Origin of the sequence: Halodesulfovibrio sp. (assembly GCF_015482765.1) — a bacterium.
GTDB lineage: Bacteria > Desulfobacterota > Desulfovibrionia > Desulfovibrionales > Desulfovibrionaceae > Halodesulfovibrio.
In genome coordinates this window covers 112,283-135,859 of record NZ_JADMLB010000061.1, presented here as the reverse complement: position 1 = coordinate 135,859, position 23,577 = coordinate 112,283, and the positions used below count along the sequence as shown (strand labels likewise).

Below are 23,577 nucleotides of genomic sequence, written 5' to 3'. Positions count from 1 at the left end.
GTGCTTCATTTATTGAGAAACAGCCTGCAATGCCTGCTGTAATGCTTCGATAACCAGTGAAAATTCTTTATCTGTCAACGTACGCGGATCAAGACAGAAAGCTTGCTGTTCAATACGCCCTACAAGCGGCGGTGTCGTATCAAGTAATGCTTTTTTCAACACTGTTTCAGATACTACAGTCGGTACAATAGCAACAAGTGCTGTCGGCAAATCCCTCTCAGGGAAAGAGCCACCACCTACACGAGAGTTGCCGTCCACCACAGACACTGCAACCTGATCGCCAAACGTTTTTTTAATACGATTTGCTAACCGACGTGCACGCTGTTTCAGCTTGGGCAATTCTGCAAACATCATTGAAAGAGTTGGAATCTGCTCACGGGCTAACTCAGGTTCACGGTAAAGGCGCAACGTAGCTTCCAACGCCGCAAGGGTCATCTTATCAATACGCAACGCTCTATTCATAGGATTACGTTTAATCATATCGATGTATTTCTTCTTACCGACAATAATCCCCGCCTGAGGTCCGCCAAGCACTTTATCGCCTGAGAATGTAACAACATCAGCACCAGCGCCGACTACCTGCTGCACAGTTGGCTCTTCTCCAATACGCAGTGCTGAAAAATCAGTAAAACTTCCGCTTCCAAGATCTTCAATTACAGGCAGATCATACTTTTTGCCCAGCGCGACCATATCTTCCAGCGAGACTTCTTTATGGAAGCCTACAATGCGATAGTTGGAAGTATGCACACGCAGTAACGCGCCTGTTTCTTCCGTAATCACCTGTTCATAGTCTTTTACATGGGTCCGGTTAGTTGCTCCGACTTCACGCAGTGTTGCTCCACTTTTTTCCATGACTTCAGGAATACGGAAGCTGCCGCCAATTTCCACAAGTTGACCTCGGGAAACAGGCACTTCTTTATCCTTACATAATGTATCCAGAACAATCATGACTGCCGCTGCATTGTTATTCACAACCAAACCGGCTTCTGCACCGCATACCTGACATAACAATTCTTCAACATGGCTGTAACGGCTGCCGCGTTCACCAGTTGCAAGATCAAATTCCAGATTGGAATAATGCGCGCATGCTTCTTTTACCGCTTCAACTGCCGAATCAGCCAGAAGAGACCGCCCAAGGTTAGTATGAACAACAACCCCTGTACCATTCAACACCCGACGAAAATGCGGACGAGCTTGCGCACGAACATACGCTTGCATACGGGGGATGAGCACTTCAAGCCCCAGCTGCTCAGGTTCGGTCACTACCCCGGCACGAATCTCTTCGCGACAAACATCTAAAAAGCCGTTTACGTGCTCGCGAACTATCGAGCGAGGAATATGAGAAAACTCGCTCGAAGCAGTCAGAGCATCGAGGACTTTATCAACAGATGGTAACGCGCGGAAAAGAATAGACACGCAAAGCTCCTTAACGCTGTAAAAATTCTGGGTACAATGCAAAAAACTCAGCAAGCAGGTATAATGATCCACAAAGCAACACAGGTTTGTCACCCGCAATCTCTTTGCTCTGCTTAAGTGCATCCTGTAAAGAATCGCACACTTTTGCCTGTTCATCAAAATGTGTTGCAAGCCGTGCCGCCGGTTCTGCTCTGTCCATGTCTATAAACTGAGGAAGCAAAATCGTTCCGTCAGTTAACGCCTGCACTTTGGGAACAAGGGTTTTAATATCCTTATTTTCCATGCAGCCAAAAATGATAACAGCAGGCTTCAGTCCGGTATCATGCAAGGCAGCAGTCAGCACATCAAACGCAGGTTCGTTATGAGCACCGTCAAGATACAGATCAGGAAGTTCTTCGGTTGCCGAAACATGCTGGAAACGCCCTGCTATCCATGCATCTGCAACACCGATCTCTTTTACGTCATCCCAGTCCATAATATCAGCCGGTTCCCAGCCGTAAATACCCACGAGCTGTCTAAATGCAGCAAGGGCAAGCATTGCGTTATCTTTTTGATGCGCCCCAACAAGACCGAAACGCTCTGTCTGGGGCAACGTGACTGTACCTTCTGCTTGAATAAGAGGTGCACCTGCTTTTTGTGCTTCCTCTTTTAAGACTGCCATAACTTCCGGAGTCTGAACATGAGTGACAGCAGGCATGCCTTTTCGCATTGCTCCTGCTTTATCCCGTGCAATCTCTTCGATTGATGCACCCAAGACATCAACATGGTCGAGTCCTATCGGGGTATAAACAACAAGGTCACGCCCAATTGCTGTTGTCGCATCATGCGTTCCACCTAGCCCGGCTTCAAATATAGCGAGGTCAACTTCATAATCGGCAAACAGAAATACTGCCATGACAGTTAGTAATTCAAAATACGTGAGATCTTGTCCACCGCATTCCATTACATCATTTGCCACATCACACCACTCTTCCTCATCCAGCATCTCACCATTAATAAGGATGCGCTCACGAGGAGTAACAAAATGCGGAGATGTGTACAGCCCGACAGTTAAGCCGGTTGCCTGTCCAAAAGCAGAAAGAAAAGAACTTGTACTGCCTTTTCCATTTGTCCCGACAACCTGAACAACGGGGTACTCAGGTCGTTTAAGTTCAGCCTCTTCTAAAACAGCATCAATGCGGCTGTGTGCCAGGTCCATATGGAACAGGCCAAGCTTTAAAAGATGCGCTTCAAAATCTTCATACGTTGCAAAAAAATTTCGTTCTGTTTCGCTCATGCAGTCGCCCTAGAATATGATTGCTTACAGGTCAATGCTTTTACAGCATCCTCTTCCGTTCACATGAACAACCTGTTGATGGCATAATAAATACATCGGGTATTTTGCAGCAACTTTCCATACTCTGCAAAGCAAATTTACACTGCAATTATCATCCACTAGCAATCCTTTTCCGTCTAGGATTTCATCCAGTACAAAAAAGTAATGTTTAAAAGTTTTTTATTTAAAAATGCAACAAATTACACTTGAAGGCTTGACCAACCTATCAGCTTCAGATAAACAACAGCCCTCAACGCGCGCCAGTAGCTCAGTTGGATAGAGCAACGGCCTTCTAAGCCGTCGGCCGAGAGTTCGAATCTTTCCTGGCGCGCCATTGAATATCAAGGGATTAGCAGAAATGCTAATCCCTTTTTTTATGTCGTCGTTAACCACAAAGCTTTTGCAGCCTCACAACCAAGGCACTGCGTTATGATTCCGAGCTATCAGGCTCCGCTCATCCCATCCCCTCATCTTCGAATAGCCATACTTTTCCACTTATCAGTTCTAAATATCCACTTTTACCTTGATTAAGAGTTGCGTACTATTTGCTATGTGCTTTACATAAAAATATTCTCATCACACGCACACCACACAGGAGCTTTTATGGATATGGGTAAAATCGAAATTAAAACGATGAAAGTTATTTTCTTCGCTTACTTACTAATGGCTATCGTCGGGATTACCAACTCACTTTATTCTAATTCAGAGGCTGTGCTCATCGACGGTACTTTCAACTTTATTTCTGCCTTATCCATGATCGTAGGAATTAAAATTTCAAAGTTTGTTTCTCTAAAGCCTTCTAAAATACAGCCTATCGGCTTTGCCATGTATGAAACACTCTACACCCTGATGAAAGGCATTATGATGCTTGGTGTAATTCTACTGGCAGCTGTCTCCAACATAACGAAAATTCATACTTTTTTCACCACAGGTGACGCTGTTCCTGTAAACGGAAGCTCTATTTTAATCTATTCAATTTCTATGGTCGCAATCTGCTCTGTCGTATACCTTTACCTCGCCGCTCAGGTAAAAAAGACAGACGGACAAAGCGTCATGCTTCGAACTGAACAAATTGCTGTATTTCAAAATGGTGTTATTTCTGGAGCCATTGGCATTGTTTTCCTTCTTGTCGCCTTATTAGAAAATACCTTTGTTAAACCAATTCTTCCTATCACTGACTCAATTGTTGTTCTCATACTATGTGGACTATTAATTGGTGACCCTATCCAGATTGTGCGCAATTCATTCTTTGAACTCACCATACGAGACACGCACCAAAGTCTCAGGGATACAATGTTCAACCTTACAAAAAATATTTTCCCAGAGGGATACAAACTGGAACACATCTGGATTAACAAGTTAGGACGTACCTATTACTTTATGTTCCTAGTTGCTCCTCTTAAACCAAGTCTCCCAGTAGCAGAGATGGAGCTTATTCAAGAAACCATTGAACAAACCGTAAAAAAAGAAACTGCATTCAGCTTTGTGGATGTAATTTTCTCCAATAAAAAAGTCACAGAATAATCTTAACTTTTTCAAACCGCTAATTCCCTGTTAATACGAAAAAAGGACTTACGATTTCTCGTAAGTCCTTTTCTTTTTTTATAAGGAACCTCTTAACGAGGAGCTGCTACTCAAAACGTACTACAAAGCAGCTCTCAACACTTTGCGGGAAACATCCAGTGTCATATCGCCATGCTCTGACAATGCAGTCATCTTATGCTTTTCGAGATTTGCAATAACCTTTTCTACCACTTCCTCGCCTAGGTCATAGCGGCTGAAACGAGTTGGCACACCTAAAGAGCCAAAGAAGGCTTCTGTACGATCAATGGCTTCTTCGATTCGCGCCTCTTCCGAACCTTCGGTTAATCCCCAAACGCGTTCTGCATACTGCAACAACTTAGCTTTTTTCTGTTCTTTGCGTACTTTCCAAATTGCTGGAAGGGTCATCGCAAGAGTGCGTCCATGATCAATCTCATATAGTGCTGTAATTTCATGTCCCAACATGTGTGCACTCCAGTCCTGTGGAACACCTGAACCAATAAGACCATTTAACGCCATGGTTGCACACCAAACAAGGTTTGCGCGAGCATCATAGTCCTGCGGATCATTCAGCGTAGTTTCTCCAATTTCAATCAAGGTCTGCAAAATACCTTCTGCTGTACGGTCTTGAAAACGACCTTCAGCAGGATATGTCACATACTGCTCAGCTACATGTACGAAGGTATCAACAATACCGTTTGCCACCTGCCGCTCCGGCAGGGTCATTGTGTAGCTAGGGTCAATAATAGAAAACTGCGGGAACGTGATTGGACTATGGAAGAAAAGCTTATCGTGTCCGTTGGAAATTACCCCACCGTTGTTCATTTCTGAACCGGTAGCCGGCAAGGTACATACTGTTCCTAGCGGAAGAGCTTTATTTGCGGGAACTCCACCAAAACCAAAGGAAAGAATCTCTTCTTCTTTTCCTACAAAGTCTTCACCCGCGGCTGCTAAAGCAATAAACTTGGTTCCGTCCATTACAGAGCCGCCGCCGACCGCCAAAAGATAGTCTACACCGTCTTTGCGAGCCTGTTCTATAGCCTTCATCAGCGTTAAAAATCTTGGATTTGGCTCAATTCCACCAAACGTACTGATTTTTCTGTTACCTTTTGAAAGCTCTTCTTTTACCGCATCTATAAGACCGGAACGAACCGCACTGCCACCACCGTATATAATAAGTATATTTGCATCTGCTGGAACGAGATTGTGTAATTCCTTCAGCTGATCTTTACCAAAAACAACACGGGTCGGGTTATAAAACGTAAAATTGTTCATATGAAACTCCTAATATGGTCTCACTATAAATTCGTATTTCTTTGAGTTGAAGGATAGGATGATTTAGTTTCAAAAGGGAATGACGGGATAATGCCGCGATACATGCCCCGCACTCACTTTTCCTTCTCACTGCATTTAATATCTACAAAAGTCAGGCTGCAATCCGCATCAACAAAATGAGGAAAAATATGATCAAATTACTCTAGTAAAAAAGACTGGCAAACAAAGCTGCCTATAAGACTTTTTTCATAGAAAACCTCCCGATTCTTAATAAAAATCGGGAGGTTTAATTTTTATAGCTTCAACTAACCTTGCTCAATATCGTACTGCTTAATCTTACGGAAAAGAGTCCGTCGATCAACTTGTAACGTTCTAGCAGTGTGGGATCGATGCCAGTCATTTGCTTTTAAAATATCTAGAATGTATTGGCGCTCAAAACGGGACATCGCAGTATCAAGCGGTTCCTGAAGAACCTGCATGCCAGAGCGGTCACTACCTGTAATAATCCGCTCTCCTCCCAACGTAAGTGTTCCAAGGTTAAGATATTGATGCAGGGCATTCTGCATCTCCCTGATGTTCCCAGGCCAATTATACGCCATAAAAGCATTCAACACTTCAGTTGTAATCGGCGGACGATTATCAAGTTCCGGAAGCACTCTCAAGAAGTGATCGATAAGCAACGGAATGTCATCCTTACGCTCACGAAGAGGAGGAATGTATATAGGCACAACATGAATACGATAATAAAAGTCACTACGCATTTGTCCCTGCTGAACAAGTTCCATCAAGTCTCTGTTCGTTGCAGCAACAATACGAGGACGGGCGTGAACAAGTTCAGTACCACCTACCGGAGTAAAACCGCCGCCTTCAATTGCTCGAAGTAACTTAATCTGCCCAATAAGGCTTATTTCACCAAGTTCATCAAGAAAAAGCGTTCCATTGTCCGCCTGTTCGAGATACCCCTTACGGTTTGCAACAGCGCCAGTAAATGCGCCCTTTTTGTGACCAAAAAATTCGCTTTCAAAAAGTTGCTCCGGTATCGCGCCACAGTTCACTGGAACATAGTTACGCTCAAATCGCGAACTGTTGTCATGCACGGCACGAGATACCAATTCTTTACCAGTACCGGATTCTCCGTACACGATAACATTATCGTCTGTTGCGCCTGCCTTTAGAATCATTTCATAAATATTCTGCATCGGCTCAGAATCACCAACGATATTGCCAAAGTAATGCGCTTTCATCTTACTTTTCAACAAACGGTTCTCTTCACAGATGCCAAGTTCTTGCATCTTGCTTTCGGTCACGTCAGAGATAAAGCCCTCAATAGCAAAAGGCTCACCGTCATCATCGTAAAGCCCAACCGCCTGCTCTCGAACCCAGCGGGCATCGCCGGATTCTGCCTGAATACGATAGACATGTTCAAAACGTAAATGCGCCGCTAAAGCTGCCTGTAAACGCTCAGTCAACTCAGCCCTGTCTTCTTCAACAACAACAGAGAGAAACGGCTCCATTCCACCTTCCGTGAAATGAGTATGAGGAAAACCTGTAAGCTCATATGTACCAACACTCATAAACTGCATAGTGCGCTGAGCATCCACATCACTCCGATAGGCAATTCCCGGTAAGTTATCCATCAGCGTATTCAACTGTCGTCTATTTTCACTGAGTTCCTGCTTTACGAGAACATTCTTTTCCTCAAGGCGCTCACGCATTCCTTTCAGAAGAAGGTGTGTATTGACCCTTGCAACAACTTCGGCCTGATGAAATGGCTTCGTTACATAGTCCACCCCGCCAGCGCTAAAGGCCCGCGTTTTGTACTCAGGGTCTTGCATGCTCGAAATAAAAATTATCGGAATATCGTTGGTCGCATCCCGCTGCTGAAGCTCTTCACAAACAGCAAAGCCATCCATATCCGGCAACACTATGTCTAAAAGAATCAGATCTGGACGCTGCACAATGGCATGTTCCAATGCTTTCTCACCAGTCTTGGCAACAACAAGTGCGTATTGTTCTTGAAGGTTTTCAACAAGAATGCGTAAGTTTACCGGGTTATCATCAACCAGTAGAATTAACGGTTTTTTTCTCACAACATATCCCCTGCTTATGCGGCCTTAAATGAAGCCACCTGCCTACATCCAAGGAGATGCTCTCGGGCTTTTTCATAGTCATATTGGAAAACAAATGACTCTAGAGCAGCAGAATCCGCCTGCGCCAAAAAGGCAGCGGCCTGTGGCAACAACTCTTCAATTTTGATGGGATCAGCCGTCTCTAAAGCAACCGCCAGATCATTTGCAATAGCAAACTGAGAAGCATCAAGAGGAGTCACATCAACATATTCAGCTTCTTCAACAACTGTGTTTTTCACCGCAATCTCATCAAGCAACGGTGTCAACTCTCTTTCAAGGGACAAAATAAGGTCATCCACACCAAGTGGGGTACTTTCACCATTTACAACCTTTTCTGCTCGCATTTCTATTTGTTTGGCGATCGCACCGCTTTGTGCAGCACCTATATTAGAAGCTGCACCGGAAATGGTGTGAGCAATTTTACGTACACGCTCATACTCATGGTTCACTCGAGCTTTGCGCAGATTATCTACAGTCTCAGTATGTTCCTGAGCAAAAAGCTTTAACAGCTTATCAAAAGATTCCTGAGAAACGCCAAGACGTTTCACAACCTCTGAACAAATCCCATATGGCACTGCCAGTGGCAAATTCTCTTCCGAGTAATCATGAACAACCACTTCCACTTCCCCCTCGGCATTCAACGCATTGGCAATTGTTGAATATAACGATTCTTTTCCAAACGGTTTTGAAAGATAATATTCCATCCCCGCTTCTTGAGCCTGTTGCCTGCTGCCTTTTATTGCATGAGCAGTAAGCGCAATCATTGGAGGAGCAGCGGCCCCCTGTTCTTGCGTAATTAATGTCGCAGCTTCATAGCCGTCCATTTCCGGCATCTGAATATCCATCAAGATAACGTCATAGTTAATCTTGCGAACGGCCTCTACTGCCTCACGTCCGTTGGTAACAAAGGTTAGTAGGCCACCTGTCGGTTCAAGTAACATTGTTACAATTTCCCGGTTGGTCTGCGTGTCCTCGGCAATCAGAATACGTTTTCCCTTGAAACGATCTTCATCAGCAATACCTAACTGGTTCATCTCAGCGTCAGCCAATACAGCATCTTCCGCACCAAGCATGGAGCATAGTGAACTCAGCAACATACGCATTGTGAGAATATCAGTCACGAGATGAACGTGTTCCGGCAACTTAGAGCTGGAAAGCACCAATTTGCCATGCTTTGCCGCCATAAGCAGTACAGGTATCGGTTCACCTTCCGACATAAACTCAAACAGGCGCTCCGGGCGTTCCGCAAGCGGTATATTGTGCCCGACACAAATGACATCAGGCTTCACAACGCCGGATTCAAGCTTCAACACAGCATCGTCCACCCCATAAGCAACGGAAGACATCATATCGATCGCATTGAAATGCGAGCGGATTACGCTACCAGATTGCTCTGACTTGGTAACAATAAGTGCAGAAATATTTGCAAGTTCCTTTGGGAGTTCCCATACATCACAGCAAGATTCTTCAAGCTCAAATGGGACTGAGAAGGCAAACAAGCTACCTACGCCCTGTTCGGACTCTGCCCAAATTTCACCACCCATATGCTCAACAAGCTGTTTACAGATACTCAAACCAAGACCTGTACCACCATAGCTTCGCAGTTCTGGAGCACTTAATTGCTGGAAAGGAATAAACAATTGCTCCATTGAGCTTGAGGGAACACCGATACCGGAGTCCTGCACAAAACACTGCAACAGAATTGTTTTATCTGTGATTTGATGAAAACGAAACGAAAGCGAAATGCTTCCACCGGGAGGAGTAAACTTAAGAGCATTACTGGTAAGGTTCAGCATTATTTGCTGCAATTTACCAGAATCACCACATAATCGAGTTGGGACACTTGATGGTAAGTCTACAATGAATTCAAGATCTTTTGCAGCGGCTCTACCCAAAATGAGGTTACAAACACGCTGAACAGTGCTGTCTAAATGGAACGGCATATTCTCAACCGCCACATGACCTGCTTCAATTTTTGAGAAGTCCAGCAATTCATTAATGATATCAAGCAGGGTAAATGAAGAATCAAGAATACTGCGCAAATACTTACGCACAGGAGGGGATGCTTCCAGCATGCGGACCTGTTCTGCAAAGGAAATAATACCATGCAACGGCGTTCTGATTTCATGACTGATACTGGCAAGAAATTGACTCTTTGCCTGAGTTGCGGCATCAGCTGCTTCTTTAGAGCGTTGTAATTCCTTGTTCATTTCTCGTAAATCACGCGTGCGTTCTTCAACTCGAGATTCAAGTTCAAGGTTCGCTTTACTAAGCATCTTTTCATACTCAACGCGAGTCGTTACGTTACGCACAGAACCTACAAATTCTGCCGGATTACCCTCTGTATCAAACAGCATTTTCCCTGTTACAGAGCAATGCATTGCATATTCACCAGTTCCGAACACAAAAGCAAAGTCTTCCAACTTACCGCGTTTGCGTAGCTCTTTTTTCAAGCTTAGAACAACATCAGGTTCCATAAAATCATAAATGGAAGCTCGTTGCGCCTCTTCAGGAGTCCATCCGAAAACCTGCTGAATAGAAGGACTTACCTCCCTGATACGTCCATCTGGCAATGCCTGAAAATACACGTCCTGAATGTTTTCAAAAATCCTGCGATATCGTACTTCACTATTCCTCAGCGCAGCTTCTACTGAATCCCGTTTAATCAATTCTGCATTCAGTTCGCTCGTTTTTTTATCCACAAGTTTTTTCAAAGAAAGGTTCCACAAAACAATAATGCATGTGGCACCGATAAGGAATGTAAAGCACATAAGAATAAGGACAATAGCACGCGTTGATACTGGATCAACTTCTTCCATGCGTACCCATTTGCCCACAATAGCACTGTGCTCTTCTGAGGTAATACTGTGCAACGCCTTGTTCAGTATACTTTGAAGGATTGGAAGATCTTTACTGATACCAATAGAGAGGCTTGCGGTAAGTCCCACAACCCCACCTACCTGCAAATCTAGAACGCCACTTTTTTTAATCTGATGGGTAATACTGAACTGGTAGTCCACTAGGGCATCTGAAAGCCCAAATGCAACGCGTTGCAAGCCCTCTTCACTATTGCTCACCACATCAATATTAATATCCTTATAATAGTCCTCAAGGTAATCATGCCACGCGTAACGGCGTACAACTGCTACCCGCTTGCCACTTAAATCATCAAGAGTAAGATCCTTCCAATCACCCTTACGAACAACGATAATCCCTGGCATTTTAATAAACGGAGCACTAAAATTGAGAAAATCATCTCGACTAGGTGTTCGCATCAAAGCGGCTATCATATCGAGTTTTCCGTCACGCATATTCTGCATGACCTGTGTCCACTGCCCCACTTCAGAAATTTCAAATTTCAAGCCGGTAAGCTTTTCCAAAATACGCAGGTAATCACTTGTCATACCAACATGTTGACCATCTTCAGTTCTGGCCTCAATCGGAAAGAAGTTATTATCAATTCCGACACGTACAGTACTATGCTTAGACAGCCACTCTCGTTCTTCAGGTGAAAAATTCGCCCACACAAACTCTTTGTTTTCAATCAGTCGTTCAACAGTATTTTCGCGAGAATCTAATGAGGAAAGCACGGTCTTATAGATAGCGCCCATACCAATGAGCAACATACCGCACACAAGAAGAGTTAACATTTTCAGGCGCATTCAACCTACTCCTGCAACTATGACTAAACAGGCATAGCTAACCTAATAATTACAAAACATACGCACCTGTAGCCAACAAATTGCGTACACTTTCCTACTCTCTCCCCTTCTATCATTATATAAGGGAAGAACGATAACCGATGCTAACGCGCTCCATCGTCATCGTAACGGTCTAAACACACCTCGAAGGGGTGAATTACATGCTATTACTTATGCAACATCCGTTCTCAAGAGCTTGTTATCAACAGCACAAGCGGACATATGCATACAAATTATAACGTGCCAATGTGTTTATCACACCAAATTTGCATACTTTCGATCAAATCGAACGAAATAAGCAGCCTAACCATGCAATTTTGTGTCTAAGAACGAGACACCATTGTCCTGCTATTTCAGCTCAACTTTACCTTACAGGTCCCACACAATAAAAGTGGGACATCCCTGTCTCGAGAGAAACGGAAATTCACCCTAACACAGAGAATGCGGGTGTCAAAATCCGGAAAAAATGTTGCATTTTTGCATTATTTCACAAACCACCAAATAGCCGTCTGAGATTTGGGACTTTTTTGTCCCTCTCTCCAAGCCCTCTTTCGCGCATTTTTTCACAATCTACCCTATTGGGACTTTTTCGCCCCAACTAAAAATACTATAATTACAAGCAATTACATTTAGGAGTAAAAAAAAGGGACATTGATGTCCCTTTTTTTTGTCCCGTTAGCGCCCCACTTTTCACATGGGAAATCCTATTTTGTTAACTATTACTGAACGATACCTGCAAATATTCTTACAAGTGCAATTTTTGGTCTCTTCTTTGCTCTATACTAGCCATATGGTTTATGCCCTCGGGAAACGACATGACCTGTCCCACCAGTTAAAGACATGTCGTTTCCCTCCGGACAAAAATTTCTTCAGCATAAGAAATACTACCCCTAACAACTTTCGGCCAGTTGAAGGGGGGTGAATAACAACCTTATTCCATGACGGCAGTTACACGCTCTAGTTAGAGGCGTATCTATTATGGAATACATTCAGGAGGAAGTATGTTTAGGAAAGCATTAGTGCTGGTTGCACTGGTAGCGATGATGGCAGTTTCATCTGCATCATTTGCACAGGACCCAACTGTTCTTCGCATCGGTATGGGTGACCCTATTGATTCCGAAATGGGTGCTATCGCTACCCGCTTTAAGGAAATTGTAGAAGGTCGTACAGACGGTAAAGTTGAAGTACAGATCTTCCCAAGTGGTCAGCTCGGTGATGAAACCGAAATGATTCAGAACGTTCGCCGCGGTAACCTCGACATGGCAGTAGTAGGTATCGCAAACACCGTTCCTTTTGTTAAAAAGCTTGGTATCCTTACTCTCCCTTACCTTTTTGAGAACATGTACGACGTAGTACGTGGCGCAACCGGCCCTGCTCACCATATGCTTAACGAGTTTGCAGTAAAAGAAGGCGGCTTCCGTGTTCTTGGTTGGACCTACACTGACTACCGTTACCTTTCTAACTCCAAGCGCCCAATCAAAAAACTTGCTGACGTAAAAGACATGAAATTCCGTGTTCCTCAGTCTGCAGTTATTCTTGAAACTTACCGTTCTTGGGGTGCAAACCCAGTGCCTATCTCTTGGGCAGAAACCTTCACCGCTCTTCAGCAGGGCGTAGTAGATGGTCAGTGCTACGGTTACATCACTTTCCAGGCTGCTAAATTCAACGAAGTACAGAAGTACATCACCGAAGTTCATTACACTTACCAGCTCCAGCCAATGATGATCTCTGAGCGTCTTTACAAAAAGCTCTCTCCTGAAATGCAGGAACTCGTTGTTGAAGCTGGCCGTGAAGCTCAGGAATACTGCCTTGCATTCCAGCTCGTAGACGCTGGCCGCGCTAAAGCAGAGCTCATCGCTTCCGGTATCCAGATCGATACTCTCGAAGACGAAGCTGAGTGGAAAAAACTCGCAATCGACAACGTATGGCCAAAAATGACTGACTTTGTTGGCGGTCAGGAAGTGCTCGATCGTTACCTCGGTTACATCGGTAAAAAATAGTCTAGCAGATACTAGAGAGCCGGTGGATCACCACCGGCTCATTTCATTTAAACTAGGGGACACCTGATGTTCAAAAAAATCCTTTTTAATATTCTCGACCATGTTGAGAGTTATATCTGCCAAGCACTCCTTGCATTCTTTGTTGTTATTCTTTTCTTGCAGATTATTCTGCGCGAAATTGGGACACCATTGTACTGGAGTGAGGAAGTAGCCCGCTTCTCCTTTGTTTGGTTCGTATTCTTCGGTGCTTCCTACGCGGCACGACTCGCTGCTCACAACCGTGTAACGCTCCAGTTTAAGCTCTTTCCACCGATTGTAGCTGATGTTTCCATGCTTCTCATGGATGTTGTCTGGATCGTATTTAACAGCGTGATGACTTGGAAAGGCATTCAGACCATTCAGGACCTGATCGAATTTCCGTACTCAACCCCTGCGCTCGATTGGCAGCTCAGCTGGGTGTACATGATCTTCCCATTAAGCTTCTCACTCATGACTCTGCGAATTCTGCAGGTCAACTACATCAAATGGATTCTGAAGCAAGAAATTGAAGACCCTGACAAAGCTGATATTGAAAAGAGTAAAAATGCTCTCAAGGGTGAGGAGGACTAGTCATGGGTGTTGCAGAAGTTTTATTTCTAACATTTTTGGTGCTCATGCTCTTAGGGGCACCGATTACAGTAGCACTTGGTGTGTCTGCCATGTTCTCATTCATGGTAGTAGGTCAGGATTTGAGTACGCTCATCCAGATCGCATTCACCTCAGTTAACAGCTTCCCGATCATGGCGTTGCCAGCGTTTGTTCTCGCCGGTGCCTTGATGGAATGTGCTGGTGTTTCTAAACGATTAGTTCTCATTGCTGAGAACCTCGTAGGTCCAGTTCGTGGCGGCCTTGCAATTTCTACCGCTCTTGCTTGTGTATTCTTCGGCGCTATTTCTGGTTCCGGCCCGGCTACTACTGCTGCGGTTGGTATGCTGATGATTCCCGCCATGATCAAACGTGACTACGAGCCTGGCTACGCTGCGGCAGCTACAGCTACTGCAGGTGGTGTAGGTATTATTATTCCACCGTCTATTCCTATGGTTATCTACGGCGTAGCGGCACAGGAATCTATCACCAAAATGTTCCTCGGTGGTGTTATTCCAGGTCTCTTAATCGCTGTTGGTCTTATCGCGATGCACTTGTTCAAGTGTCGTAAAATGGAAGTTTCACCGGATATGGCTGAATGGTCTGCAGCGACCCTCTTCAAATCCATGAAAGACGGTTTCTGGGCAATGATGGCACCTATCGTTATCTTGGGTGGTATCTACTCAGGCTTCTTTACACCAACAGAAGCAGCTATCGTAGCTATCTTCTACACACTGTTCGTTGGTTTCTTCATTTACAAAGAACTTACCATCAAAGCGTTGATGAAGTCTCTTGAGACAACCTCATGGCTCACTGGTCGCGTACTGATTATTATGTTTACAGCATACGCATTCGGTCGCTTACTCGTACAGTACCGAATTCCTGACCAGATTGTAGAAATGCTTCTCGCATTTACTTCCAACCCAATGGTTATCTGGATCTTTGTTGTAGTTATTCTCCTGTTCCTTGGCATGTTCATGGAAACATTAGCAATCATTCTTCTCGTTACACCGGTACTGCTTCCAGTTATGAAAGCGTTCGGCGTGGATCCAATCCACTTCGGTATCGTGCTTGTATGTTGCTGTGGTGTAGGCTTCTCTACTCCACCACTTGGAGAAAACATGTTCATTGCCTCGGGTATCGCAGACGTATCTCTTGAAGAGATCTCTGCCAAAGCGATTCCGTTCTGCTGCATCACAATCGGCGTTATCTTCTTGCTCGTGATGTTCCCGCAGCTCGTTCTCTTCCTCCCGTCAATGCTCATGTAATACCATCAAGCTCTTGCTTGAAGCCTTACTCGAAAAATTGCGGAGAATCCGAAAGGATTCTCCGTTTTTTTATTCCCCTTTTAAAAACTCGTCCTGCTTCCAGCTGGCAAGGCAGACTCTCTCCCATGCATCTCCGGAAAGAGAACATTACCCTTCTCCCTTTTGTTACAAAAAGTTTGTCTGCCCTACTTAACACTCACTAAGATCCAGCGTCTTATCCGCCAACTCAAATATTCATACTCACTACCTCTCTAACATTCTTCCCTTATTACCAATAAGAGAAAAAGAACATTACTCCGTGCTATACAACAATAAAACTCTATCTTGATAAAAATCCTTACCAGAACCGCAAAGGTTGAAAGACTTCCACATGTGTACTCGTTCCCTATCTACCGGACACCACTAAACACTTACTAGAGGTCAAGGAGACAGCGTCTCCTTGCGGGGGATGCAAGTGGACAGAGCCCGCCTTGCCCGCCGGAGGCAACACAACACTTTTACTAAACAATAAAAAAACCGGCTGCCCTTTCGGACAGCCGGTTAATTATTTCGTATCGCTTCAGCCTAACGCAAAGCTAACGACGCAATAGAAAGCGGTGTTAGCATCAGCGGCTGGCTTGGAAGATGTACGGGAAGCTTAAGCTCTTTCTCGAAGATTGTTTCAATCCCCGGTAAGCAGCAAGTACCACCGGAAAGAAGGATTGATTCAACTTCATAGCCTTTCATGTGAGAAGCTACAATATCGCTGACACGCTCAAGAGTGGGCTTAGCGATCGGAAGAATTCTGTATTCCTCTGCCTTACGCTTGTACTCTTCAGCTTTTTCCAGATCAACATCATAGTGGCCGGCAATGGTAAGCGTAATATGTTTACCACCAGTCGGCTCATCATCACTGAAAACGATCTCGCCATCTTTAACGATTGCGGTACCAGTTGTACCACCACCGATATCGACAACTGCTGCTTTATCCAACTCAAGAAGAGATGCTACACAGCTTGGTTCGTCTTCAACATAGGTTACGTCCAGACCTGCGGTTTCCAAAATATTAGTGGAAAGACGCGCATCAGTACCTGGAGGGAAAGAGGTAGAGGCTTCGGTGATTTCGATGCCGAGGCGTTCTTCAGCCATGGCTACGAATTTGCGCACAACGTCGCAAGCACCGACAAAGTCCACTACAACACCATCACGCACAACTTCTGTCCATTCCAGGAAGACAGCAACCGGCTCACCTTCACCATCAACTGCCATAAGCACAACGTCTGCTGTACCTAAGTCAATGCCGATGTGAATTGGGCCTTCAACCGAAACAGGCTCGGTGTCATTCATCATGGCTGCGGCGCGATCAAGTCGCTCGCATGCTAACTCCCAAGAAATGGCCATAACTAAACGATCCTAAAGCAATCAACGAGAGCACAACGACGGATACGGGTAAATGTAGCCGCGTTGGTAACGCCTTCACCTGTAGGGGTGGAGATAGTCATGGAAGTCCAACCTTCACCGCCAGCACCAAGGCCAGCAACGTGAGGACCGTTTTTAACGAAGAGGCTTGTGTTAGTAGCACGAGCCATAGCTTCCATGTTGTTTACGTTAGTGGAGTGCAGACCAGCAGTGTGGCTGAGACCGCGCTCGAGTTTGAGAGCCCATTCGAGAGCTTCTTCGAAGTTATGTGCACGAAGAACTGGTACGAGAGGCATCATCTGCTCTACTTTAGCGAAAACGTAGTCAGAATCACGACCAGCGTCTACGATGAGAAGCTTACATGTATCTGGTACAGTTACGCCTGCGATTGCAGCGAGTTTTTTAGCGTCGCGACCAACCCATTTTGGATTAGCACGTGCTTTGTCAGTGCCGTAATCGAGAATTACTGTCTGAGCGATGGTGTTAGCCTGCTCGAGAGTCAACTCGTAAGCACCAACTTTTTTCATCTCAGCTTTGAGCTGATCTGCAATAGAATCAACTGCGATGATTTCTTTTTCGTCAGCGCAGATGAGGTTGTTATCGAAAGATGCACCAATGTAGATGGATTCAGCTGCACGAGCGATGTCAGCAGTTTCATCAACAACTACAGGAGGGTTACCAGCACCAGCAGCCATGAGGCGCTTGTTGGTAGTTTTACGTGCAGCTTCAACTACAGCTTCACCGCCGGTTACTACGAGAAGGTTGATACCTTCGTATGTAAAGAGGCGCTTAGCTGCATCAATGGAAGGTTCTTTAACAGCAACGAGGAGGTTCGCAATGCCGGTTTCAGCAACAACAGCTTTGTTGATGATTTTGATTGCTTCCTGAGTAATACGCTTAGCAGCTGGGTGCGGAGCGAATACTACAGAGTTACCAGCAGCGATCATGCTAATACCGTTGTTGATAACAGTAGAGCCTGGGTTGGTGGAAGGAGTTACAGATGCGATTACGCCCCAAGGAGCTTTTTCGATCATTGTAAAACCGTTGTCACCAGTAATTGCTTCAGCAGATACTACTTCAGTACCTGGAGTGCGGTCTGCAACAAGAAGAGTTTTCGCAATCTTGTCTTCAACGTTACCCATGCCGGTTTCTTCAACAGCCATTTCAGAAAGACGACGTGCATTGTTACGTGCAGCGCGACGGATGATGTCGATAATTTTATTGCGGATAGCAATAGTACCGATTTTAGTCTGAGCTACTTTTGCAGCAGCTACAGCGTCATCCAGTTCGTCGAAAATACCCCAGTCGCCTGCGGTAGGTGCTGGAGCAGCAGCAGGAGCCTGAGCTGCACCATTAAGCTGAGTAAGAACTTCAGAAACAATAGACTCTATCTGTTCACGTGCGATAGCCATGTTATCTCCAAACTATATTATTTATTGTAAACCGTTTCGCCCTGTGCGGTAATCTGGTCGATAATCGCGATTACACTCAGGTCAAGAGGAGGTCTGTCATTCATAGTAAAACGCGCGGAGCTACCACGAACTAACAAAACAATTTCACCTTCACCGGCACCAAGGGTGTCAGCTGCTACCTGCCCAGAACGAACAACTTGACCGTCAGCGGTAACAAGATCTACCAGCAGCAACGTTACAGGAGGCACGCCCGGATCACGAACAGTAGAAACTACCTGTCCTCGTACTCTTCCTAATTCCATGTTGTCTCTCCTTTTCAATTGCCACCAAGCAGTCTTCCGTTGGCAGTTTACTTAGTTTTAATAGGGAAAACTTCCTCAAGATCAGCATGAGGACGTGGGATAACGTGAGTTGCTACAACTTCACCAACGCGCTGTGCTGCAGCAGCACCAGCATCGATAGCAGCTTTGCAAGCAGCAACGTCGCCACGGATAAGAGCAACAACAAGTGCAGCACCGATGCGCTCGTAACCTACGAGTTCAACGCGTGCAGCTTTAGTCATGGCGTCAGACGCTTCAACGAGAGCAGTCATGCCTTTTACTTCAATAATACCAAGAGCATCGCCCATGTGTATCTCCTATTTATATAAAATCGGAATAGTCCGATCTATTTTTTCTTCTGAACCGGCTTAGCAGGCTTTTCAGCAGCTTTTGCAGGCTTACCTTTTGGCTCATCAAAGATAGAACCAATTTTATTTGCAATCATGTCACCAAGGCCGTCACCAGGACGAGCAATAACGTTGGTACCTACGCATTCGCCAAGGCGAGATGCAGCAGCTTTACCAGCGTCTACAGCAGCACCAACTGCAGCAAGGTCACCCTCACAAATAACAGTCAAGAGACCTGCATCAGCGTTTGCTACGCTACGTACATTTACGCGAGCAGCTTTGGACATAGCATCTGCAGCTTCAACAGCAGCTACGAGACCTACAACTTCAACTAAACCTAAAGAGTCGTTCATAACGATACGTTCCTTTCGTTCTTCAACGACGCAACTATAAAGCTGCGTCTACAAAATATTACGCAAAACTTCCGGAGCTGCGCTAGGGATAACGACTTTGCGAACAAGCATAGCACTCTGAGAAACAACATTAGATGCTGCTTCAACTGCCATGTTTACTGCTGCTACGTCGCCGGTGAGAATACAGAAAGCTTTACCACCGAGACCCATTGCAATGCGTACTTCTGCGATATCTACATCAGCTGTTTTAGCTGCTGTATCTGCTGCGAGAATAGAAGACGCTGCGGAGAAAGTTTCGATAACACCAACAGCAGAACCGGAAGGTTCCGGAGTTGCACATGCCATTGCAGAAACAACAGCTTCGTTGATGTTAGGGATTACAAAATGATCCGCAACAGTACCGTCAGCGCGGCTCATACCTGCGTCTACCGCAGACTGAACAGCTGCAACATCACCATGTACTGCAACGACAAATTTGCCGGGACAGATGGTTTTAAGCATGAGAGGTTCTACAAGAGAAGCTTTCATCATGCGGTCTGCTGCTTCAATGCCTGCTGCGATAGAAGTAAATTCGATCATACCAACAGACTGGAGTTGAGTTACCACAACTATGCTCCTTTAATGACGATATTGTTGCCAACTTCTACTACAGTACCTGCAATAGAAGCATGAACGGTTGCACCGAGAGCGCCTTCAGGCACTGCACCGATAAGCTGACCAACCGTTACGGTATCTCCAACTTTCACCTGAGGAACACAAGGTGCTCCAATGTGCATGCGAAGTGGGAGACTTACCTGAGCTGGTTTGTAATCGCCTTCAAATTCAGGATGAATATTCATGTAATCAGCAATGCCGATTTTTGATGCAAGACGCGGTACCGGAATTTTACGGTACGGACGCATTGCAGACTGCTCGGAACGAACTTCACGCGGTCCAGTGTACTGAACACCTTTTTCACGGAACTGACCTTTCAACGCGCTGTTGATACGACGCGGGGAAAGTCCCATAGGACAGCTGAAGAGTTCACAAACACCACATTCACAACACATGGCTGCCTGAGTGGCACCCATTGCAACATCCTGTCCACCACCAAATGCACGCATAACTTTATGAGTCTCAAAGCTGTGACCTACGAGGTAACGTGGGCACAGCTCTGTACACATGCGACACTGGATACAGGCTGTTGCAGCGCGACGCTGCATGGTGTGAAGGTCGAGGGTCGCCTGCTTATGCAGGTAGTGTCCGCGAGGGAGCACAATAAGACCACCGCTGGTTTTTGTGATTACTTCATTCTCAAAGGCAGCCTGAGAATCACACATACGTCCCATCATCGGGCCGCCAAGAATGTATACAGGATCTGCGTTGGTTGCACCACCACAGAACTCGAGACATTCTTTGAGGCTGGTACCCAGAGGTACACGGATAACAGAAGGTTTGGCTACATCACCGGTAACTGTGAGCACCTTATGAGTAAGCGGCTTGCCGTCCATAGCATCTGCAACAGTCTGCAGAGTACCGACGTTAGCAACCACAGCGCCTACATCTTTAGGCAATCCCAAAGGAGGAATTGTCTTTCCGGTTACTTCATGAACCAGAATCTGCTCATCACCTGCCGGGTAAAAGTTATCGAGCTGTGCAAGCTCAAGGCCAGTACCTTCAATACCCTTAGCAAAAATTTCTGCGAGTTCAGTATATTTGCGTTTAATGCCAATAACACCACGTGTAGCCCCTGTAGCTGCTACAACAGCCTGCATGGCACGAATGATGTCAGAAGCGTGGGACTTCATGATGTACTGATCAGTATGGAGCAATGGTTCACATTCACAACCATTGGCAATGACCGTATCTACTTGTGCGTCGTATTTGACGTGGGCCGGAAAACCGGCCCCGCCTTCTCCGACAACACCAGCATTCTGGATCGAACGGATAAGTGTTACTTTGTCCATGACATTCTTCTTTGTGCGTTAAGGGCTACAAAGAGCGCTATTAGCGTTTAAAAGGAAAAACGTCTTCCAGGTCGCCGTGAGGACGAGGAATTACGTGAACCGCTACAACTTCACCGATGCGCTGTGCAGCTGCTGCACCTGCGTCGGTAGCAGCTTTACAAGCAGCTACGTCACCACGAACGATTGCAGTAACAAGACCAGCACCGATCTGCTTGTAACCAACGAGCTGTACACGAGCAGCTTTTACCATTGCGTCAGAAGCTTCGATAAGTGCGGTAAGACCTTTAGTTTCGATCATTCCTAATGCGTCCATTGTATCCTCCAATTAATTAGTCAGTAACTGACGTATGTTTTACTTTGTTTGCCGGACTAGAGGCACTGGCCTACTACGGCAACTTTATAAATATCATCTGCACTACAGCCACGGGAAAGGTCATGCCAACCAGCAGCGAAGCCCTGCAAAAGCGGTCCTAATGCGGTGTAACCGCCAAGACGCTGTGCAAGCTTGTATGCAATGTTTCCTGCTTCCAAGGATGGAAATACCAGTACGTTAGCTTCACCTTTAATTGGGCTCTCAGGAGCCTTGGAAGCAGCAACGCTTGGTACAATCGCAGCATCAAGCTGCAATTCACCATCAATGAGAAGATCAGATTCACGTTCACGGACATTTACCAAAGCTTCCTGAACAAGAGTTACACGATCATGCTTTGCACTACCTTTAGTAGAGAAAGAGAGCATGGCAACTTTTGGTTCTTCACCAAGAAGCTTTCGGGCTTTATCCGCAGATGCAATGGCGATATCTGCAAGTGTAGCTGCGTTAGGAGCAGGTACAACGCCACAGTCTGCAAAAATGTAGTCCTTACCACCTTCAGGGGCAATCATGAAAAAGAAACTAGAAACGGTTTTAAGACCTTTCTGTTTTGGCAACATATGCAACCCGGCGCGGATAACATCACCAGTAGAGGAGAGGTTACCAGCAACACCAAGCTGTGCTTCATTACGGCGAACCATCATGGCAGCACCAGCAAGCGGACAACGCATGGCTTTTACAGCAGCATCCATTGTGATCGGCTTGCCTTTCTTTTCGCGCATTGCGAAAAACTCGGTTGCATTTTTTTCAAGCAGTGTAGGACTGGTGTGGTCAACTACGGTAAAACCGGAAGTGCGGATTTTAGCCTCACGCATTTTGCTGCGAACAGCAAAAGGGGACTGAACAAGCACTGGTTCACAAAGGCCGTCCGCCTTAAGGCGGGTTGCGGCTTCAAACACACGCTCGTCAAGACAATCCGGGAACACAACAGTCTTAGGATTCTGTCTACATGCTTCTTTACAACGTTCCAGAATGCTCACATCAATCTCCGTGATTACTGGATGTTGTTTACGCAAGCAATGCGTACAGAAGAAGGAGTACTGTAGGTAACTTCAACACCTTCAGGGAAGTACATCATGTCACCGGCTTTACCGATTTTAGTCTCGGAACCGATGGTAAGATGTAATTCGCCCTCAAGGACAATACCAATCTCAGGGGATTCTACAGTACGAGTAAAGGAAGCGCGTTCCCATTCCATGTAACCGCCAGCAAGCTTAGCATTATCACATGCGCCAATTGCGTCTGCAATAAATACCTGCTCGTCAACTGCTACAGGACTGGAACCTTGTTTCTGCAAGCGCTGTCCGTCGATAAAGCAAACACCGTTATTGCCAGTAGCCGGTTCAGCAACCGGAGCGGCAGAAGCTGGTGCAGCAGGAGTATCAGTAGCACATGGTGTTTCGCCAAGTTTAGCGGTAACAACACGGCGTACAATGGCCTCGAGAACATCAAGGCTTGTTCCTGCCGGAAGCTTATCTTGCAGGAGCGCGCAAACCTGCAGCACAACAATATCAGCTTCAGAGCACTCTGGAGCCGGTGCCGGCGCAGCTGGTGCTGCCGGAGCGACCGGTGCAGCCGGGGCTGCTACTGGAGCTTCTACTGGTGCAGGAGCTGGAGCGGCACATGCTTCAGGAGCAGATGCGCTACAAGCCTGTGCAGGCGCAGCATCTTCAAGAGAAGAATCGATGAAAGTTACTCCAAGCAGTTCAGCTTGATCCTGAGCCTGTGGAGTAATAATGCATTCACAAAGGTTAAGTCTAAGAGTTTTAGACCCACTTTCAATACTTTTGTGAACGTCAGCCTCGGTGACTATCCGTTTTCCCATGCAGTACCTCCAGTGTTGGCTGTTCTAGTATGGGGCTTTCAGTCATTTGCTCAAGTTTTTCCAGGCTAAGAAAAAACCTGTGCGTAACATTTATATAGACCTGCAAAATGAGAGCAGGCACTACGCTTTCATGCAACAACTGTGCACAAAAAGACGTGTCTCTATACATAATGTTAAAAGACTTGTCACGAATGGAGACGTTTACAAATAAACTGTTGTTTTCTGCATGTTGAGAGAGAAAGGAAGAAAAAAAAGAAAAGAAGAAAAGCTTTGTGATTTATAACACAAGAGAGAAGCAAAACCACTTTACTCAGTGGAATTATAAACAGGATGCAT

At 45.6% G+C, this 23,577-nt stretch carries 18 protein-coding genes, 1 tRNA gene and 2 pseudogenes; 5 read left to right on the top strand and 16 right to left on the bottom strand.

Annotation, left to right across the window (positions count from 1 at the left end; genetic code table 11):
- Window positions 1–9: 9 nt before the first annotated feature.
- Window positions 10–1,416: an L-seryl-tRNA(Sec) selenium transferase gene (gene selA / locus QZY95_RS11165; protein ID WP_290923455.1), complete on the bottom strand. Its 1,407-nt coding sequence runs from the start codon at window positions 1,414–1,416 to the stop codon at window positions 10–12.
- 10 nt (window positions 1,417–1,426) lie between these two features.
- The gene (locus QZY95_RS11160) at window positions 1,427–2,692 is read right to left on the bottom strand and encodes a Mur ligase family protein (protein ID WP_290923453.1); all 1,266 of its coding nucleotides are present in this window, start codon (window positions 2,690–2,692) and stop codon (window positions 1,427–1,429) included.
- A 296-nt stretch (window positions 2,693–2,988) separates the two neighbouring features.
- On the opposite strand from QZY95_RS11160, the gene QZY95_RS11155 reads away from it, so the two are divergent.
- Both QZY95_RS11155 and QZY95_RS11150 read left to right on the top strand, forming a co-directional pair.
- A tRNA-Arg gene (locus tag QZY95_RS11155) sits at window positions 2,989–3,065 on the top strand.
- Between the two features lie 269 nt (window positions 3,066–3,334).
- Complete coding sequence (locus QZY95_RS11150; RefSeq protein WP_290923452.1) at window positions 3,335–4,255, top strand: cation transporter; 921 nt, start codon at window positions 3,335–3,337, stop codon at window positions 4,253–4,255.
- Between the two features lie 120 nt (window positions 4,256–4,375).
- Here QZY95_RS11150 and QZY95_RS11145 read toward each other — a convergent pair whose 3' ends face one another.
- From QZY95_RS11145 to QZY95_RS11135, 3 genes are all read right to left on the bottom strand, one after another.
- Window positions 4,376–5,548 (bottom strand): iron-containing alcohol dehydrogenase, encoded by a 1,173-nt coding sequence (locus tag QZY95_RS11145; RefSeq protein WP_290923450.1) that lies wholly within the window; start codon window positions 5,546–5,548, stop codon window positions 4,376–4,378.
- Between the two features lie 305 nt (window positions 5,549–5,853).
- Window positions 5,854–7,638, bottom strand: coding sequence for a sigma 54-interacting transcriptional regulator (locus QZY95_RS11140; RefSeq protein ID WP_290923448.1), 1,785 nt, complete (start codon window positions 7,636–7,638; stop codon window positions 5,854–5,856).
- Window positions 7,639–7,652: 14 nt separating this feature from the next.
- The gene (locus QZY95_RS11135; RefSeq protein ID WP_290923446.1) at window positions 7,653–11,339 is read right to left on the bottom strand and encodes a transporter substrate-binding domain-containing protein; all 3,687 of its coding nucleotides are present in this window, start codon (window positions 11,337–11,339) and stop codon (window positions 7,653–7,655) included.
- 1,040 nt (window positions 11,340–12,379) lie between these two features.
- Between QZY95_RS11135 and QZY95_RS11130 the strand changes: the two genes are divergently transcribed.
- The 3 genes from QZY95_RS11130 to QZY95_RS11120 all read left to right on the top strand — a co-directional run bounded on the left by QZY95_RS11130 (window position 12,380) and on the right by QZY95_RS11120 (window position 15,270).
- Entirely contained in the window at window positions 12,380–13,378 is a 999-nt protein-coding gene (locus QZY95_RS11130) for a TRAP transporter substrate-binding protein (RefSeq protein WP_290923443.1), read from the top strand.
- A 66-nt stretch (window positions 13,379–13,444) separates the two neighbouring features.
- Window positions 13,445–13,987, top strand: a complete 543-nt coding sequence (locus QZY95_RS11125) for a TRAP transporter small permease (protein ID WP_290923441.1) — start codon at window positions 13,445–13,447, stop codon at window positions 13,985–13,987.
- 2 nt (window positions 13,988–13,989) lie between these two features.
- On the top strand, window positions 13,990–15,270 hold the full coding sequence (locus tag QZY95_RS11120) for a TRAP transporter large permease (protein ID WP_290923438.1): 1,281 nt from the start codon (window positions 13,990–13,992) through the stop codon (window positions 15,268–15,270).
- A 564-nt stretch (window positions 15,271–15,834) separates the two neighbouring features.
- Here QZY95_RS11120 and eutJ read toward each other — a convergent pair.
- The 11 genes and pseudogenes from eutJ to QZY95_RS11065 form a co-directional block, all read right to left on the bottom strand.
- Window positions 15,835–16,650, bottom strand: a complete 816-nt coding sequence (gene eutJ / locus QZY95_RS11115) for an ethanolamine utilization protein EutJ (RefSeq protein WP_290923434.1) — start codon at window positions 16,648–16,650, stop codon at window positions 15,835–15,837.
- Between the two features lie 2 nt (window positions 16,651–16,652).
- On the bottom strand, window positions 16,653–18,080 hold the full coding sequence (locus QZY95_RS11110) for an aldehyde dehydrogenase family protein (RefSeq protein WP_290923431.1): 1,428 nt from the start codon (window positions 18,078–18,080) through the stop codon (window positions 16,653–16,655).
- 17 nt (window positions 18,081–18,097) lie between these two features.
- Entirely contained in the window at window positions 18,098–18,382 is a 285-nt protein-coding gene (locus QZY95_RS11105; protein WP_290923423.1) for a EutN/CcmL family microcompartment protein, read from the bottom strand.
- Window positions 18,383–18,429: 47 nt separating this feature from the next.
- Window positions 18,430–18,708, bottom strand: coding sequence for an ethanolamine utilization microcompartment protein EutM (eutM, locus tag QZY95_RS11100; protein WP_290923420.1), 279 nt, complete (start codon window positions 18,706–18,708; stop codon window positions 18,430–18,432).
- A 38-nt stretch (window positions 18,709–18,746) separates the two neighbouring features.
- Window positions 18,747–19,100, bottom strand: coding sequence for a BMC domain-containing protein (locus QZY95_RS11095; RefSeq protein WP_365971266.1), 354 nt, complete (start codon window positions 19,098–19,100; stop codon window positions 18,747–18,749).
- Between the two features lie 48 nt (window positions 19,101–19,148).
- A complete protein-coding gene (locus QZY95_RS11090) occupies window positions 19,149–19,706 on the bottom strand; it encodes a BMC domain-containing protein (RefSeq protein WP_290923417.1) in 558 nt (185 codons plus the stop codon).
- Between the two features lie 2 nt (window positions 19,707–19,708).
- Window positions 19,709–19,894 (bottom strand): annotated as a pseudogene (locus QZY95_RS11085) (propanediol utilization protein); the annotation flags it as partial.
- Window positions 19,895–20,107: 213 nt separating this feature from the next.
- Window positions 20,108–21,046: pseudogene (locus QZY95_RS11080) on the bottom strand (SLBB domain-containing protein); the annotation flags it as partial.
- A gap of 40 nt (window positions 21,047–21,086) precedes the next feature.
- A complete protein-coding gene (eutM, locus tag QZY95_RS11075) occupies window positions 21,087–21,359 on the bottom strand; it encodes an ethanolamine utilization microcompartment protein EutM (RefSeq protein WP_020000567.1) in 273 nt (90 codons plus the stop codon).
- Between the two features lie 56 nt (window positions 21,360–21,415).
- Window positions 21,416–22,396 carry a phosphate acetyltransferase gene (gene pta, locus QZY95_RS11070; protein ID WP_290923414.1) on the bottom strand — a complete coding sequence of 327 codons (981 nt, stop codon included), beginning with the start codon at window positions 22,394–22,396 and terminating at the stop codon, window positions 21,416–21,418.
- A gap of 14 nt (window positions 22,397–22,410) precedes the next feature.
- On the bottom strand, window positions 22,411–23,241 hold the full coding sequence (locus QZY95_RS11065; RefSeq protein ID WP_290923412.1) for a cupin domain-containing protein: 831 nt from the start codon (window positions 23,239–23,241) through the stop codon (window positions 22,411–22,413).
- Between the last annotated feature and the right edge of the window lie 336 nt (window positions 23,242–23,577).